Below are 15,362 nucleotides of genomic sequence, written 5' to 3'. Positions count from 1 at the left end.
TTACCAAAATTCTATGAAAATACGCTACCAGGTTCTTTTTGGCTTATTTCTGCTTTCCATCATTACCTATCTTGACAGAGTCTGCATGAATGTTGTGAGTAAGTATGTAAAGGCCGATTTAAACTTAAATAATGAATCTTTTGGCTACATTTTAGGTGCGTTTTCGCTTGCTTATGCACTTTTTGAACTACCAACCGGGATTTTAGGTGATAGAATAGGCCCCCGGAAAGTACTAACGAGGGTGGTTTTATGGTGGTCAGGTTTTACAGCACTGACCGGAACTGCTTTTAGTTATTTATATTTATTGATTGTCCGTTTTTTGTTTGGAGCAGGTGAAGCAGGTGCTTATCCTAATGCGTCTATTGTTATTTCTCGGTGGTTTCCGTCAGTTGAAGTAGGTAGAGCACAATCGGTTATCTGGGCTGCAGGACGGTTAGGTGGCGCATTAACGCCGCTTTTAGTTATTCCTTTGGTACATGCTGCTGGTTGGCGTACGGCCTTTTTTATATTGGGGGTTGTAGGAGCTATCTGGGCAATAACATGGTATTTCTGGTTTCGCGATAAACCAGCCGATATGGCAGGAATAAGTCAGAAAGAGGTGGAAGAAATAGAAATGAACCGAAAAAAGGTAGTATCTGACCACCATGTTGACTGGCGGATTGTGATTAAGAATCCTAATGTCTGGGTTTTGATGCTTATGTGCCACCTTTTTTTTTATGCTTCTTATTTCTTTACAAACTGGTCGTCAACCTATTTTCAGGAAGGCAGGCACATGACCGAAGAACAATCAAAGAACTTTATTTCTTTATCTTATTTCTTGGGAGCAATCGGATGCCTTGTTGGTGGATTTGCCAGTGATTTATTAACCAAGCGTTATGGCTTAAAATTAGGCAGGCGTATTGTTGGCGTTTTAGGCTTGGGGAGTTCGAGTATTTGTTTTTTAGCATCAGGGCTAACGGTAGATAATGAGACAGCAGGTTATTTACTATCTCTTTGTGTTTTATTAAAAGACTTTACCTTACCAGTGGCTTTTGCTGTATGTGTAGACATAGGCAAACAGTATTCGGGGACAGTAGCTGGAGCTATGAATTTTGCTGGTCAATTAGGTGGTTTTTTCATAACTATCATTTTTGGTATCATCGTAAATCAGACAGGTAATTTTAACTACCCTTTGTTTGTAATAGCGGGTTGTCTGATAGTGGCTTCTATGTTATGGTTTCTGATTGACCCTACCAAAAATTTAGTAGTAGAAAAGGAAGTTTAAAAATCACCATATTCTTTTTCGAGAATAGACTGGATTTCAGAAATATCGTTTTTACTGGTTAGGTCCAGCAAAACTTCGGCAATCGGAATAGTAAATATACTCTTTTGTACTTCCTTTGCCCAAAGTTTTACAGTAACAGGTATTTCCTTTTCATTTCTAATCGGATGCAATGGTGTTTTTTCTAAGAAGGGCAAAAGTTCTTTTGCAGTAAAGGCAAAGATATTCCAGCTGATTCCGATTTGAGACATAGAGCTAACAATCTCTTCCCATTCTGTATCACTGGGTTTTTCTAATAAATCTACCAAGAAACCCTCTTTATCTTTTTTTATGATGGCACAGTTGCGTACACGCTCTACTGTATATAGCCCAGTGTCCCAATCAAGCATAGCGTTTGGATGAGAGTCTTCTGATAGTAATCTGAATGCCTTAGAAGGGTATAAATTATCACCATTGCAGACAATAAAACGACTTTCTTTCCAGGCAGGAAACTGAGCCAATGCCTGTTGGATGGCATCACTTGTGCCTAAGGGTTTTTCACGGTTTTCTGGAATATATTGTTTTGCAAATCTTATATCCAGTCCCCAGGTATTCTGGTTTGCCATTAGATTTTGATAATAAGTCTGCGTAATATTATCTTTTGGATTTAAGATTAATATTACCTCTTTTATGCCAGCTTTTGAAGCATTATATAGAACGTAGTCCATGAAAGGGCGGCCATTTTTACCTAATCCTATCATACATTTAGGTAAGGTATTGGCCTGTTCGATAAGCCGTGAATCAAGAGAAGTATCGGTATCTAAAGCCTTTTTCATGCGGGACGACATACCCCCGGCTAAAATAAGAAGTTTCATGAAGGATTATATTGCTATTCAATTGTTGGCAATATAATAATAATAATGGAACCATGTCCAACTTCTGATTCAATTGAAATTTTTCCACGATGAATTTCAATAATTCTTTTGGTAAGCGGTAATCCGATTCCATGCCCTGATATTTCGTGTGTATTTACAGAACGATAAAAAGGTTTAAATATATGCTCGAGGTCTTCTTCGGGAATTCCGGTACCGTGGTCAATAAAGCGTACTTCCACTTCTTTTTTTCTGGTATGGATTAGTACCTGGCAAAGAGGGGCTGCGCTATATTTACAGGCGTTTTCCATGATATTCATAAAAGCCATTTTCAATAGAGCACCATTACCCAATACGGTAATATCTTCTGATTCGGGTACTTCTTCAAAAGCGACGCTTATTTCATAATGAGGTTTTTTCTGGATAAGTTGCCCTCTTGCCTGCCATAGCAGGTCATCAACCCTCACCTGTCTCAAATCTACCAAATGTGCATCTGCATTTGCTCTGACTAATTCTAACAGTTCGTTGACCAGTTTAATCATGTCCTGTACTTCTGCCTTTACAGATTCTAAGGCTTGCCGATACTCGTCATTTGTTCTTTCTTTCATAAGAGCCACTTCGGCTTGTCCCTGCATAATAGTCAGGGGAGTTCGAAGTTCATGCGTTACATAAGAAACAAAATTTCTCTGCTGTGTGTAGGCAAATTCCAGTCTATCGAGCAAATCGTTAAATGTACGGGCCATTTGTCCTACTTCATCATGTAAATTAGCCTCTGGTAACCGCTGATTAGAGTCATGAGCCGTAATCTGTTCCATACGGTCGGCAATCTGGCCTATGGGTTTTACGTCACGTTTTACAAAAAAGCGCATCATCAGGATAATTACAATAATTGCAATGAATGTACCGACGATTAATAAATCTCTTAATCTCTCTTGCTTGGCATAGCCAAAATCGTCTATCGCTTCAGTTGACAGAATTACTTTCTGGTGGGTTTCGGGAATCTCATAAAGAAACAGAATACGGTCAATGTCAAGACTGTCGATGGCTACTTCTTTTTTTTTGAGTACCCGTTTGAGCAGATTAGGAGGTAGTTGATTTTCGGCAGAAGAGACATAAATAGCCTTACCAGTCGTATCATAAATGCCAGTAGCTTCGCCTGTCATGGTAAGCTCGGAGTTAGATTTTCCGATTCGCTCAAGAAGCTCTGGTGTCAAGAAGGTACTGTCTGCCAACAAGCGTTCGCGCGAAATGGCATTCTGTTTCAGAATTTTGAGAAACTCTTTCTGCCGGAAATCTGCATAAAAATTATAGATTACAAGTGAAAATGCCCCAAATAGAATGGAAACTATCAATGAAGCACGAAGCGGTTGTCTATCTACAATTTTCATTATAAGCCCTTAGTCTTCTTTCAGTATATAACCCATTCCTACTACCGTATGAATCAGTTTAGTTGTGAAATCTTTATCAATTTTTTTGCGCAAGAAATTAATATATACATCTATTGTGTTGGTTCCGGTATCAAAATGTATATCCCATACTTTTTCGGCAATATCAACACGCGATACTACACGTCCTCTATTGCGCATGAGGTATTCAAGTAAAGCAAACTCACGGGCAGTTAAATCAATAGTATGTTGTCCTCTTCTGGCTACTTTTTCGTTCAGGTCAAGCTCAAGATCGGCTACCTTCAGTATATTTTGTTGAGGCAACATATCATTTGAGCGACGTTGCAAAGCTCGTAAGCGAACTAACAATTCTCTGAATTCAAAAGGTTTTACCAGATAATCATCTGCCCCAGCACCGAATCCAACTAATTTATCGTTGATACTTCCCATAGCTGTCAGCATAAGAATAGGGGTGCCTAACTGCTCCTGTCGAAGTTGTTGAGCTAAATCGAAACCATTTATTTTAGGTAAGTTTACATCAAGGACTAAAACATCGTATGGATTACTCAATGCCATATTTTTGCCGATTTGTCCATCATAAGCAATATCTACATTACACGCATTTTCTTCTAATCCTTTTTTAACAAACTCGGCTAATTTTGGCTCATCTTCGACTACTAATACTCTCATATCATTTGGCATAGTTATATTGAATTTTAAGTTAATTAATTAATCTGATAAAATAAAATTTTGATAATACCCTTGCCAGACATTTGCTTAGTATTACACTATCAAAATTGAGAATGCCACATGAAGATAACTTTAATATGAAATTAAAAAAGAGTTAAAAGCTGTTTTGCAGATAGAAATTCGTTTCAATACAGATTTTTAAAAGGTAATAATCAACTTGATCATTAAAAGAAAAAAAAGCTGGGTCAAACTGCCCAGCCTTTGTCCTATTGAATCCACACAACTTTTATGAAAAAACTATATTACGTTCTTAATAATATCGAATCTGAAAATATTATCTAATGGCAAGATGATTAATCCGGACGACTTATCTGATACAAAATTAGAAGAAGGTATTAAAATTGTTATTAATAGAAGGTTAAAAAGGGATTAAAATAAAAAGGTATAAAAAAAAAGGACTGGAGTAAATGACTCCAGCCTTTCCCGCTACTAAATCCACACAACTTTTATCTTTAATATTTTTATTCTTATTTAGGAGTGCTTAAAAAAATAAGCATTTATCTGAAATTCTGCTGATCTTTCACATTTCTTTCGCAATGATTTCAGTTTCAAATATAAAAACGAAATTAATAACTAAACAAGTATTTTTTTAATTATTTATTTTTGATACGACAAATGTAAAAAAAACTCTGGTAAAAAAACAAGAAATTTTATAATTTTCTTGAAATATATTCGTTACGCCGATTCAAACCATCTATTCATAAGTCAAATTTAATACAAATTTTATATTGTGCAAAATTTATGCTTCAAAGAATTTATAGACGAACGGTGAAAATATAGCTACCAAATTTTTTCAGTCTTTTTTGTTAGTCAGCATAAATCAAATGAGTGATATAGATTTAGCTGAAAAAAAAATATAAGCATAATGAAATAAAATCATGTAATTGTTAAATTTCAATATAATCCTTTTGCCTGGATATATTAAACTTAGATTTATTGAGTTTATTGTCTTATTCTAAAAAAATATTACATCTCTGTTATGGTTGAGCCGGAGGAATGACTTGAGTTCGTTTTTTCCTGAAAACCCATCGGTAAATATCCTTGAATAATTCAGGCTGAAGTTCTGCCCCGAAGCTATAATAAAAACCATCATAGTTTTCCTGAATATTTTTAGATATGAGTGCATATCTATAACCACCTTGCACCGATAGACCAACCCATCGGGTAGCTTTCCATTTGGCGTACAGGCCTGACTGAACGGGAAGAAAAAAATCTTGTCTTTTCCAGATTTTTATTTCAGTTAATAAATCTGTTCCTTGGTTTTTTGTTGCACCTACCCCCACTTCAACTGGCATGCTCACACGCCAACGTCTTGTTTCTATAAAATTCTTCCAATACATCAGGCTAAAAAAATACAAGTCTGTTTTGGTGTAATAATCAATATTAACCAATTTGGAGTTATTTCTGCGGAAGTCCAGTAACTTTAAATAAGAATTGAAGTTCAGCCAATAATAACCCACTGTAATCTGGTTTCGTTTTTTACCGAACACGATGCCTGTATTGATTCCCCAGATATTGACCCTTTGATTTTTTACGAAAGACCTTCGTGCGTCCCAGTTAAGAACAAATCCAAGCCCTCTTTTAGGAGCATCAGGTGGTTTTAACAAAATGGAGTCTGACAATAAATGGGTACTTTGTGCTTGTGAGAAGGAGTATAAGAAGAAATTCAGAAATATCGAAACTCCTAAGCAACAACAGACAGCATTTAATCTTTTGAAAAGAGGCTTGACAAGCATTGGCTAATCATGAATGATAAGATAATGGATTTCTACTTTATAACGAGAAAATTATCTTATTGTTTAGCTTTTTTCTTGGCATCTTCTTTCTTATCTGAATAAATCTTGAATTGTTCAGGAGTAAATATCTTTTCTAATTCTTTATTTTGTTTTTCTTCTAATGCTGCCATTTTAGCTTTGGCGTCATTAATTTGTTGCGGAGTAGGGCGTTCGGCACCAAAATCTTTTTTGATACGATCGTATAAATCTTTACGTTGGTAGGCGTAGTCTTCATTTAAAGATGAAACTAAAATTTCTTGTTCATCAGTCAGTTTAAGTTTTTTTACCATCCAGCGTGTTTCTTCTTTGGCGAGCTCATCAGGGTCTAAAGGGCCTTTTGGTTTTGGATTATCAAACTCGCTTCCGTATCTGTTTAAACCACCGCCCAAACCGCCACCGTAACCACGACCATATCCTGGATAATATTGTGCTTGTGCATATAAAACAGATAAGCACAAAAAGCATATAAGACTGAGGGTAAACTTCAGAGTTTTTTGAGCATTAAGCATAGGTAATTTTTTTTTGTTGATACAAAATTAAACTTTTTTGATGAATCTCAATGGTTAAGCATTCATTTTGTGCTGAATAACTCCTTTATAACTTTCTACAAAATATGTTTCTTGTGCAACCAAATTATTATTCGGCTCGTCATTGTTACATACTACACCTATTATGATTGTTACATGAAATGCTCTCATTTTAACAGCATAATCGATTGCATGAATACTAAACTAATCTTTTCAATAATTTGCCCGTTCTGTTTTTTTTATAAAGCAGCTTTTACGCAACAGTTACTAAAACCTTTAGCGCTCAATTCAATTTATGTAGAAGCTTTAGGTATGGGAGGTTATGGTTCTATTAACTACGAACGCTTCATTTACCAGCAGAAGAAATTACACATTGGTGTCAGATTGGGGGTTGGTACTTACCGATTAAGAGATTTTGAAACAAACCTGAACCCTGATATAACCATTCCGTTTGCATTGAATGCTTATTACGGCAAAACCCATCATGCTGAAGTAGGTATTGGCCAAACTTTTACGAGTATTGTTGGGGCAAGTACAGTGGATTTTAGGGTTAATCGACAAAATAGTCTTAGCTCTAATTTTACTGTTGGGTATCGTTATCAGAAAAGTAATGGGGGTATGATGGTTCGTGTTAATTATAGTCCGATTGTTTCTATAAACCAATCATTCAAACATTGGTATGGGTTGTCTGTGGGATACAGCTTTTAGGTCTGAATTAAGATATATGAATTTATATGAACAGAATCCTCCGGCTTTTCTTAATACTTGTTATGACTTCTTGTGAAAAAGAGGAAATTATTTTTGAGATTGATAATCTTAACCGTGATATGATTACGGTCTTAGGGCATGGGGGAATGGGTATTGCATCAACGTATCCGATGAATTCTTTTGAGTCTATAGCCAATTGTATTAATCTTGGTACAGACGGAAGTGAGATAGATATCCAGATGACAAATGATGGGGTATTAGTTGCCTTTCATGACAATGATTTATCGACCAAGACAGATTTAACAGGTATTGTGAACTCGCTGACCTGGCAGCAGATCAGGAACGGACAGTATAATGAATCTCCATATATGACTTATGCTATTGTTTCATTGGAGCAGTTATTTTCAAATATCCCTGATGTATCAAGTTATCGTTTTACTTTTGATTGCAAGCTTTATAGAGAAACAACTGATAATGCTGCTTATTATGATCAGTTTGCTGAGGCCATTATTGCAATAGTTGAAAAATACGACTTACAAAGAAAGATTTGTATTGAGTCAGCTGATGAAGAATTTCTTAAAGTTTTACAGACCAAACGAAGCCGGTATAAGTTGTTTATTTATCCCAAGAATTTTGAGGAGGGTCTGATTACCGCAAAAAAATTAGGACTTTATGGTATTACCATTTCTACCAATCAGATTTCTGCAGAAGAGGTAGAAATTGCACACAATGCAGGTTTAAGGATAACGGTATGGGACGCGCATAGTGAGCAGGAGAACTATGAGGCAGTACAAAAGAATCCTGACTTTATTCAGACAGACGATGTAAAATATCTGGTCGATTTACTGAGTGCCACACTGGAGGAAACCCGTGCCAGAAATGCAGCAAGGTTGGATTCTATAAAAAACAAAAGAAATTTACCTTTTGATTCTACATCACAAGCAAAAAACAGATACCTGTTAATTAGTTTTACGTTCAATAAATTCTTTGAATGCCTTCCGGTAAGTGTCGCTGATGGGAAGGAAGGTTTTAGCAGGGGCACCGGTTTGATAGGTAATTGGTATAATCTGTACTTTTTCTTTATCAATAGCCTCAATAGCATCGAAGGAGACAATATAAGAGTTATGGATACGAATAAACTGGCTCGATGGTAGTTGGTTTTCAAAGGATTTAAGTGTTTGTAGCGGAACAATTCGCCTGTCTTTTGTATAAATGATAATATAATCTTTTAACCCTTCTACATAGATGATGTCTTCTAATTTAATTTTTACTTGTTTGGTACGGTCTTTTACAAATATAAATGATCTGGCAAGAATGTGTTCCTGATTCCCGGCAAGTTTAATAGTCATCAATCTGCTTTGAGCTTTTTCTATTGCTTGTAAGAACCTCTCAAAAGTAACAGGTTTCAGAAGATAATCCATTACATCTAATTCATAACCTTCAAGAGCATATTCAGGGTAAGCTGTGGTAAGAATAATGAGGGGTTTTACAGGTAAAATTTTTAAAAGACTGATACCCGTCAGTTCCGGCATCTGAATATCAGAAATGAGTAAGTCAATAGAGTTCTGGTGTAAAAAGTCTAATGCCTCTAATGGATTAGAGAATGACTCTGCTAATTCAATATAAGGAACTTTTTGTATATACTGTTCTAATAAAGTACGTGCCAAGGGTTCATCCTCAACAATAATACACTTTATGTTCATCACAAATCTATCTTTAACTGAATACTATGTTTACTATCTTTATTTTCTACTTTTAATGCGTATCCATCAGGATAACTTAATTCGAGACGCCGTTTCAAGTTTTGTAATCCTATGCCTGAACTTTCTTTCATTGGCCCGTTCATTGAATTACGCATACTATTTTCGACGGTGTAGATACAATTGTTGCCATCGATATGCAATAAAACTTTTACCCATGAGTTAGGATCATTACCGTTTACTCCATGTTTAAAGGCATTTTCGAGAAAAGTAATTAAAATCAAAGGTACTATCATAACCTGACTTGTTTTACCTTTTACCTCAAAATCTATAGGTATCTGATGATTTAACCGGAGCTTTTCAAGACTTATATAATTTTCTATGTATTCAATTTCTTTGTCTAAAGGTACTTTTGAGTGATTTGAGTCGTAGAGCATATAGCGCATCATTTTGGATAGCTTGGCAATTACTTCGGTAGTATTTGGCGAATTGGTAAAGGCTAACGAATATAAATTATTGAGCGTGTTGAATAAAAAATGTGGATTGATCTGAGCTTTCAGAAAGCGTAATTCAGCCATTAGTTTTTCGTTTTCTACCTCCTTTTTCTTACCCTCTAATTCAAACCAGTCTTCAACAAATTTGAGCATTCCGACAAAAATAACGATGAATATGGCACTTATGAAGCTTTTGATAAAGAATTTGGTACTATAAACTACTTCGATCCTGCGAAGGTCACCACTATCAACATATATCTGTCTTTTTATATAAATCAAAAAAATATGAAGTAAAAAAAAGGGAATGATAAATTCCAAGAGGTACCGCCAGATATTTTTGTGTCTGAGGAAACGAGGTAGAAAGTAAAAGTAATTCATATAACTGGCAGCCGCTATTACCATTACATGTGCAAAAGCATCTGCCAACAGACGGCTGTAACTACTTTCATCACCATTCTGAAAGCTGATCTGATAAAAGAAAAACGAAAAATAGGCACACCAAAAGGCAAGATGAACAACTAATATCCGATGCCGTTGTACGAAAGCTTGAATTACCATATGAGGAAAAAATGATAACGAAATAAGCATTTATTGTTTAATAATCAAATGTTATGATTTATCAGAGTTGGTAGTTTTATACTGTTTATGGTGTTTTACCGACTTATTGTCGAAAAAAATCGACTGTTTTATAATAATTGTGCTTACTTGTCGAGAAAATATGCCAAATGGTATAATAGCTGTTTGAACATACATTATTTGTTATTTGTTTTGAATAAAGTTCGGGCTTGAAAGTTGCATTTAATGAAGATTAAATACTTATTAAATGTAATAAATGGTGAAACCCAAACCTGTTGATATGCGTCTGTAATAAAAAAACTGAATAGAAACCATCGGTATTTACGGACTTCAGCTACAAGACATTAAATGTCTTTTTCTTATAATATTGAGACTATAAAGATTTTAAATATAAAATTAGGTTAATAAAAAGGCTTGTTGCTTTGCGACAAGCTTCTTTTTTGTAAATTTGACAAGCAAGAACTGCGGCTAAAAATAAAATTTCTTATAAAGACTGCTTACTGAAAAGCCTCAACATATTCGCTAATTACAAGTATAATAAGTTCAAAATTTAAAGCATACGTTTATGAATCAAGAAATTATTAATTTGTTTGACGAGTACACTCACAAACCTTTGAGTCGTGACGAATTTATGAAACGTCTGGCAAGACTTACGGGAAGCACTGCTGCTGCTCTGGCAGTATTACCTCTTTTAGAAGTTAACTATGCTTATGCGGCAACGGTAAATGAAGATGATGATGATTTAATGATTGAAAGTATTACTTATGCAGGTGATGATACTACTATGAGAGGGTATCTTGTCAAACCTAAAAAAACAGCAGGAAAACTCGGATCGGTAATAGTAATTCATGAAAACAGAGGTTTAAATCCGCATATAAAAGATGTGGCGCGGCGTGTTGCTAAAGCAGGTTATTTAGCTTTAGCTATTGATGCACTATCACCTTTTGGCGGTACGCCCACCAATGAAGATGAGGCAAGAGGTTTGTTTGCTAAATTAGATGCACAAAAGAACGTTAATAATTTTCTGAAAGGTTTGGATTATGTACGAGCAAGACCTGAAAGCAATGGAAAAACAGGTTGTGTTGGTTTTTGCTGGGGCGGGGGATTAGCTAATCAACTGGCGGTTAATTCGCCTGAATTAAATGCAGCGGTAGCTTACTATGGCCGTCAGGCTGATGTGGCTGATGTACCTAAAATAAAGGCAAAGCTGCAATTGCATTATGGTGGATTAGATGAAAGAGTAAATGCGGGAATACCTGCGTATGAGACAGCATTAAAAGCTGCCGGAACGAGATATGAGTTATACGTATATGAAGGGGCAAATCATGCTTTTAATAATGATACTGCACCTACACGCTATAGCCCGGAAGCGGCGAAATTAGCCTGGGAGCGTACACTGAGATTGTTTAAGGAGACGTTATCATAATAGCTAAAATCAGCTAAAATATCATAGAATCTTTAATGAAGATTCACGAATCAGCAGTTCGGGGGGAAGTATAATTTTTTCAAATTTTATTTCCCCTTCTTTTTCTATATTCTGGGTGTTCAGAAAAAGCTGGGCTGCTTCTCTACCAATTTCAAAGCTTGGCTGAGAAATAGTGGTAAGTGAGGGTGTTATATAAGCTGATGAGGGATCGTTATCAAAACCAACGACTGCAATATCTCCGGGCACACTTAATCCTTCAGATCGGATAACAGAAATAGCTCCGATTGCCACCCGGTCGTTTACAGCGAAAATACCATCAGGCCGATTGGGATTATCTAATAAAGTTTTTGTCGGGAAAATAGCTCTGTCTGAAAGAAAACCTGCGGTTTGAATCAGGTCTTCATCTATTGGAATATTGTAGTTTTTAAGGGCGTCAATATATCCTTCCAGTCGTTTTTCTGCTACTGAGGTCCCATTAGGGCCTTTAAGGTGGGCAATTCTTTTGCAACCCATCTTAATCAAATGTTCTACAGCAATATATGCTCCTTTATAATCATCAACAACTACCCGACTTGATTTAAAACCCTCGTAGTCACGATCAATAAAAATAAGGCTTTTGTTTGCATTAATAATCTGATCAAAATGCCCATAAAAACCTAAATTGTATGTTTCCTGACTTACTGAAAGAAAAATGGCATCAACACGGCTGGCCAATAATTGTTCTACATTCTGGGCTTCAATTTCATGACTCTCCTGAGAAATAAATATACTGATAGAATAGCCCAAGGGTTGTAGAACAGATTGGAGACCTTCAATGACTGATGCTTCAAGATTGCTGTATTTGAGTGAAGGAACTACGACTCCTAATGAATAGGTTTTTTTATTTAGCAGGCTCAACGAAACCTGATTTCGTTGATAATTCATTTTTTTTGCGTATTCCTGAATAGTTTTACGGGTCTCAATATTGATAGCATCGTGATCATTCAATGCCCTCGAGACTGTCGAGGGCGAGCATTTGAATTTTCTTGCAATGTCTTTAATGGTAATTTGAGACTGTCCACTCATATACCGAGGTTCTTTTTTATATAATTTCTTGCTATTATGGCATATTCTAAAGGATTGGCCTTAGCAGGGTCTTGCTCAGCTTCTACTATTGCCCAGCCTTTATAGTTATTCTCCTGCAATATAGAGAATAAAGCCGGAAAATTAATACAACCCTCCACATCTCCCGGCACAGTGAATACGCCATTCTTAACAGCGGTCAGGAAACTCCATTTCTCTTCATGTACTTTTTTTAATACTTTGGGTCGAATATCTTTTAAATGCACATGCCCTACACGACTGATATACTTTTTCAGGGCTGTAATAGGGTCTTCACCTGCAAAGTAAAAATGGCCGCAATCGTAATTCAAAAATACATAATCAGGGTGGGTATTATCTAAAAATTTATCGGTTTCTTCAATAGTCTGGATAATTGTCCCCATGTGATGATGGAAAGATAATTTAAAACCTCTGTCAGATGCGATCCTGCCTAATTCATTCATATTTTCACCGTATTTCTTCCAGTCGGCAGCCGAATGCAACATTCCTTTACCCTCAAAAACCGGGATTGGTTTACCCTGACAGCTATTACCTGTTTCTCCACCACCTACAATGGTGCAACCCATTGCCCCTAAAAAATCGAGCAACTTATTAAATTCTATGACATTTTCCTGTAAGGATTTAGTAGTCAATTCGTAGCTGAACCATTGGTTAGCAATCTGGAGGTTTCTCAGATTTAGTGCTTTCTTAAGTACCTCAGTATCGCGAGGATATTTATTACCTACCTCACAGCCCTCAAAGCCTGCAAGTGCCATTTCGCTGATACATTGCTCAAAAGTATTTTCTGCACCTAATTCCGGTAAATCATCGTTTGTCCAGTTGATAGGGGCTACACCTAATCTGATATTTTGAGTGCTCATATTTATAATATGTTAGTACGTTGTATGTCTTTATAGAATTATAGATAAATCTTCTGAGTCTTTTTATTCTCTTTATAAGTTTCATAAGCTTTTTGTACGCCATCAGATTCTGAAACTTCTGCTATCGGTACTTCCCACCACGCATTATAGCCCTTCACTGTGCGATACAGACTGGTTTCTATATAAATTACCGTCGTTCTGTTTTGCTTTTTCGATTCAGCTAAAGCGTTTTCCAAAGAGGTTCTGTCAGTTGCTTTGATAACCACCGCACCTAAGCTCTCTGCGTTTTTAGCTAAATCTACTGGCAGGAAATCGCCGGAAAGTTGTCCTGAGTTTTCATCACGATACACATATCTTGTTCCGAAACGCTCACTACCAATGCTTTGCGACAAGCCTCCGATGCTGGCAAATCCATTATTGTTTAAGAGTAGGATAGTAAACCGATAACCTTCCTGAATAGCAGTGATGATTTCGTGGTTATTCATCAGATAACCGCCATCGCCGCAAATGATATATACTTCACGAGAGGTATCTGCCATTTTTGCACCTAAACCTGCGGCAATTTCATAACCCATGGTAGAGTATCCATATTCCAAATGGAAGTTCTTAGGATCGGTTGCACGCCAGAGTTTATGTAAATCTCCCGGGGCTGAACCAGACGCATTGATCATAATGTCTCGGTCGTCCATGAAACTATTCAAAGTACCGATGACGATGGCCTGGTCGATAGGAGGGACCGTCCCATTACCTTCAGCATAAATCTGGGTTACTTCATCATCCCAGGCCTTATTCATTTGTTTGATTCTTGCTCTGTAATCAGCAGAAACTTCAAAATCTCCCAATAGTTCAGCCAATTCTTCTAAAGTTGCTTTAGCATCCCCTACCAATGGCAAGGCCGCATGCTTGAAAGCATCAAAATCAGAAATATTAATGTTGATGAATTTGACCTCAGGATTCTGGAAAATAGACTTGGATGCAGTAGTAAAGTCGCTGTAACGGGTACCAATCCCAATCACCACATCTGCTTCATTGGCAATTTCAATAGCATATTTAGTTCCTGTTGCTCCTAAGCCTCCTAAAGAGTAAGGGGCATCATACCTTATAGCTCCTTTTCCGGCAAAGGTTTCGCCTACGGGAATACCGGTTTTATTAGCAAACTGATGCAATACTTCATTGGCATCACTATAAGTAGCCCCACCACCTGCGACAATTACAGGAGATTTTGCATTACTGATGAGTTCAGCCGCTTTTTTCAAAGCATTCGCGTCCGGGCGTGGGCGAGCTACATTCCATACTCTTTTCCTGAATAATTCTTCTGGATAATCATAAGCAAAGGTCTGTACATCCTGGGGCATTGAAAGCGTAACTGTACCCATTTCAGCTTGTGAGGTAAGCACTCGCATTACTTCGGGTAAAGAGTAAATCAACTGTTCTGGACGGCTGATTCTATCCCAGTATTTGGATACAGGTTTAAAACAGTCGTTTACGGATATATCTTGTGTAACACTACTTTCTAATTGTTGTAAAACAGGATTTGGCTCTCGGGTAGCAAAAATATCACCAGGCAAGAGTAGAACAGGTAAACGATTAATGGTGGCCAATGCTGCTCCGGTAATCATATTAGTTGCGCCGGGTCCTATTGATGAAGTACAGACCATTGCGCCTAAACGGTTTTTTACTTTGGCATAGGCAACAGCTGTATGTACCATTGATTGTTCATTACGGCATTGGTAATACCGGAAATCAGGATTTTGTTGTAATGCCTGACCCAGACCAGCCACATTGCCATGACCAAAAATACCAAAGCAACCTCCGAAATAAGGCTGTTCAATCCCATCTCTTTCGATGAACTGATTTTTTAAGAATTTTATAGTTGCCTGTGCAACAGTAAGTTTTATTGTCTTAGCCATGAGAATCACGAATTAATGAATAAGTGAATTAGGGATTA

Annotated in this window: 13 protein-coding genes and 1 pseudogene; 4 read left to right on the top strand and 10 right to left on the bottom strand. The window is 36.7% G+C overall.

The window, feature by feature from the left end:
- Positions 1–13: 13 nt before the first annotated feature.
- Positions 14–1,264 carry an MFS transporter gene (locus tag H1R81_RS18770; protein ID WP_181842293.1) on the top strand — a complete coding sequence of 417 codons (1,251 nt, stop codon included), beginning with the start codon at positions 14–16 and terminating at the stop codon, positions 1,262–1,264.
- Here H1R81_RS18770 and H1R81_RS18765 read toward each other — a convergent pair.
- From H1R81_RS18765 to H1R81_RS18745, 5 genes are all read right to left on the bottom strand, one after another.
- Complete coding sequence (locus tag H1R81_RS18765) at positions 1,261–2,115, bottom strand: sugar phosphate nucleotidyltransferase (protein ID WP_181842292.1); 855 nt, start codon at positions 2,113–2,115, stop codon at positions 1,261–1,263. The genes H1R81_RS18770 and H1R81_RS18765 overlap by 4 nt on opposite strands.
- Positions 2,116–2,129: 14 nt before the next feature.
- Positions 2,130–3,500 carry a cell wall metabolism sensor histidine kinase WalK gene (locus tag H1R81_RS18760; protein ID WP_181842291.1) on the bottom strand — a complete coding sequence of 457 codons (1,371 nt, stop codon included), beginning with the start codon at positions 3,498–3,500 and terminating at the stop codon, positions 2,130–2,132.
- 9 nt (positions 3,501–3,509) lie between these two features.
- Positions 3,510–4,187 carry a response regulator transcription factor gene (locus H1R81_RS18755; protein WP_181842591.1) on the bottom strand — a complete coding sequence of 226 codons (678 nt, stop codon included), beginning with the start codon at positions 4,185–4,187 and terminating at the stop codon, positions 3,510–3,512.
- A gap of 1,037 nt (positions 4,188–5,224) precedes the next feature.
- Entirely contained in the window at positions 5,225–5,983 is a 759-nt protein-coding gene (locus H1R81_RS18750; protein WP_181842290.1) for a hypothetical protein, read from the bottom strand.
- A 56-nt stretch (positions 5,984–6,039) separates the two neighbouring features.
- Positions 6,040–6,531 carry a hypothetical protein gene (locus H1R81_RS18745; protein ID WP_181842289.1) on the bottom strand — a complete coding sequence of 164 codons (492 nt, stop codon included), beginning with the start codon at positions 6,529–6,531 and terminating at the stop codon, positions 6,040–6,042.
- Positions 6,532–6,741: 210 nt separating this feature from the next.
- On the opposite strand from H1R81_RS18745, the gene H1R81_RS18740 reads away from it, so the two are divergent.
- Positions 6,742–7,257, top strand: a complete 516-nt coding sequence (locus H1R81_RS18740; protein WP_181842288.1) for a hypothetical protein — start codon at positions 6,742–6,744, stop codon at positions 7,255–7,257.
- 26 nt (positions 7,258–7,283) lie between these two features.
- Positions 7,284–8,072 (top strand): annotated as a pseudogene (locus H1R81_RS27485) (glycerophosphodiester phosphodiesterase); the annotation flags it as partial.
- 144 nt (positions 8,073–8,216) lie between these two features.
- Here the strand turns inward: H1R81_RS27485 and H1R81_RS18735 are convergent.
- Both H1R81_RS18735 and H1R81_RS18730 read right to left on the bottom strand, forming a co-directional pair.
- Positions 8,217–8,960 carry a LytTR family DNA-binding domain-containing protein gene (locus H1R81_RS18735; protein ID WP_181842287.1) on the bottom strand — a complete coding sequence of 248 codons (744 nt, stop codon included), beginning with the start codon at positions 8,958–8,960 and terminating at the stop codon, positions 8,217–8,219.
- Positions 8,960–10,039, bottom strand: a complete 1,080-nt coding sequence (locus H1R81_RS18730; protein WP_220275263.1) for a sensor histidine kinase — start codon at positions 10,037–10,039, stop codon at positions 8,960–8,962. Before H1R81_RS18730 ends, H1R81_RS18735 begins: the two co-directional genes overlap by 1 nt.
- Positions 10,040–10,592: 553 nt before the next feature.
- On the opposite strand from H1R81_RS18730, the gene H1R81_RS18725 reads away from it, so the two are divergent.
- On the top strand, positions 10,593–11,453 hold the full coding sequence (locus tag H1R81_RS18725) for a dienelactone hydrolase family protein (protein ID WP_181842286.1): 861 nt from the start codon (positions 10,593–10,595) through the stop codon (positions 11,451–11,453).
- 21 nt (positions 11,454–11,474) lie between these two features.
- Here the strand turns inward: H1R81_RS18725 and H1R81_RS18720 are convergent, their stop codons facing one another.
- From H1R81_RS18720 to iolD, 3 genes are read right to left on the bottom strand one after another with little or no spacing between them, the layout of a single operon-like run.
- Entirely contained in the window at positions 11,475–12,518 is a 1,044-nt protein-coding gene (locus H1R81_RS18720) for a LacI family DNA-binding transcriptional regulator (protein ID WP_181842285.1), read from the bottom strand.
- Positions 12,515–13,414 carry a myo-inosose-2 dehydratase gene (gene iolE, locus H1R81_RS18715; RefSeq protein WP_181842284.1) on the bottom strand — a complete coding sequence of 300 codons (900 nt, stop codon included), beginning with the start codon at positions 13,412–13,414 and terminating at the stop codon, positions 12,515–12,517. The genes H1R81_RS18720 and iolE overlap by 4 nt, the downstream gene beginning before the upstream one ends.
- 38 nt (positions 13,415–13,452) lie before the next feature.
- A complete protein-coding gene (iolD, locus tag H1R81_RS18710; RefSeq protein ID WP_181842283.1) occupies positions 13,453–15,324 on the bottom strand; it encodes a 3D-(3,5/4)-trihydroxycyclohexane-1,2-dione acylhydrolase (decyclizing) in 1,872 nt (623 codons plus the stop codon).
- Positions 15,325–15,362 lie beyond the last annotated feature (38 nt).

Origin of the sequence: Emticicia sp. BO119, assembly GCF_013912375.1 — a bacterium.
Classification (GTDB): domain Bacteria; phylum Bacteroidota; class Bacteroidia; order Cytophagales; family Spirosomataceae; genus Emticicia.
The sequence above is the reverse complement of the archived record's forward strand: the minus strand, read 5'-3'. Positions and strand labels throughout refer to the sequence as shown.

Bases quoted from the DNA above. Each gene is read 5' to 3' on its own strand.
- H1R81_RS18725 (WP_181842286.1), top strand. From the start codon at position 10,593: ATGAATCAAGAAATTATTAATTTGTTTGACGAGTACACTCACAAACCT.
- H1R81_RS18735 (WP_181842287.1), bottom strand. From the start codon at position 8,960: ATGAACATAAAGTGTATTATTGTTGAGGATGAACCCTTGGCACGTACT.
- H1R81_RS18745 (WP_181842289.1), bottom strand. From the start codon at position 6,531: ATGCTTAATGCTCAAAAAACTCTGAAGTTTACCCTCAGTCTTATATGC.
- H1R81_RS18750 (WP_181842290.1), bottom strand. From the start codon at position 5,983: ATGCTTGTCAAGCCTCTTTTCAAAAGATTAAATGCTGTCTGTTGTTGC.
- H1R81_RS18755 (WP_181842591.1), bottom strand. From the start codon at position 4,187: ATGAGAGTATTAGTAGTCGAAGATGAGCCAAAATTAGCCGAGTTTGTT.
- H1R81_RS18765 (WP_181842292.1), bottom strand. From the start codon at position 2,115: ATGAAACTTCTTATTTTAGCCGGGGGTATGTCGTCCCGCATGAAAAAG.
- H1R81_RS18720 (WP_181842285.1), bottom strand. From the start codon at position 12,518: ATGAGTGGACAGTCTCAAATTACCATTAAAGACATTGCAAGAAAATTC.
- H1R81_RS18770 (WP_181842293.1), top strand. From the start codon at position 14: ATGAAAATACGCTACCAGGTTCTTTTTGGCTTATTTCTGCTTTCCATC.
- H1R81_RS18760 (WP_181842291.1), bottom strand. From the start codon at position 3,500: ATGAAAATTGTAGATAGACAACCGCTTCGTGCTTCATTGATAGTTTCC.
- iolE (WP_181842284.1), bottom strand. From the start codon at position 13,414: ATGAGCACTCAAAATATCAGATTAGGTGTAGCCCCTATCAACTGGACA.
- H1R81_RS18740 (WP_181842288.1), top strand. From the start codon at position 6,742: ATGAATACTAAACTAATCTTTTCAATAATTTGCCCGTTCTGTTTTTTT.
- H1R81_RS18730 (WP_220275263.1), bottom strand. From the start codon at position 10,039: ATGCTTATTTCGTTATCATTTTTTCCTCATATGGTAATTCAAGCTTTC.
- iolD (WP_181842283.1), bottom strand. From the start codon at position 15,324: ATGGCTAAGACAATAAAACTTACTGTTGCACAGGCAACTATAAAATTC.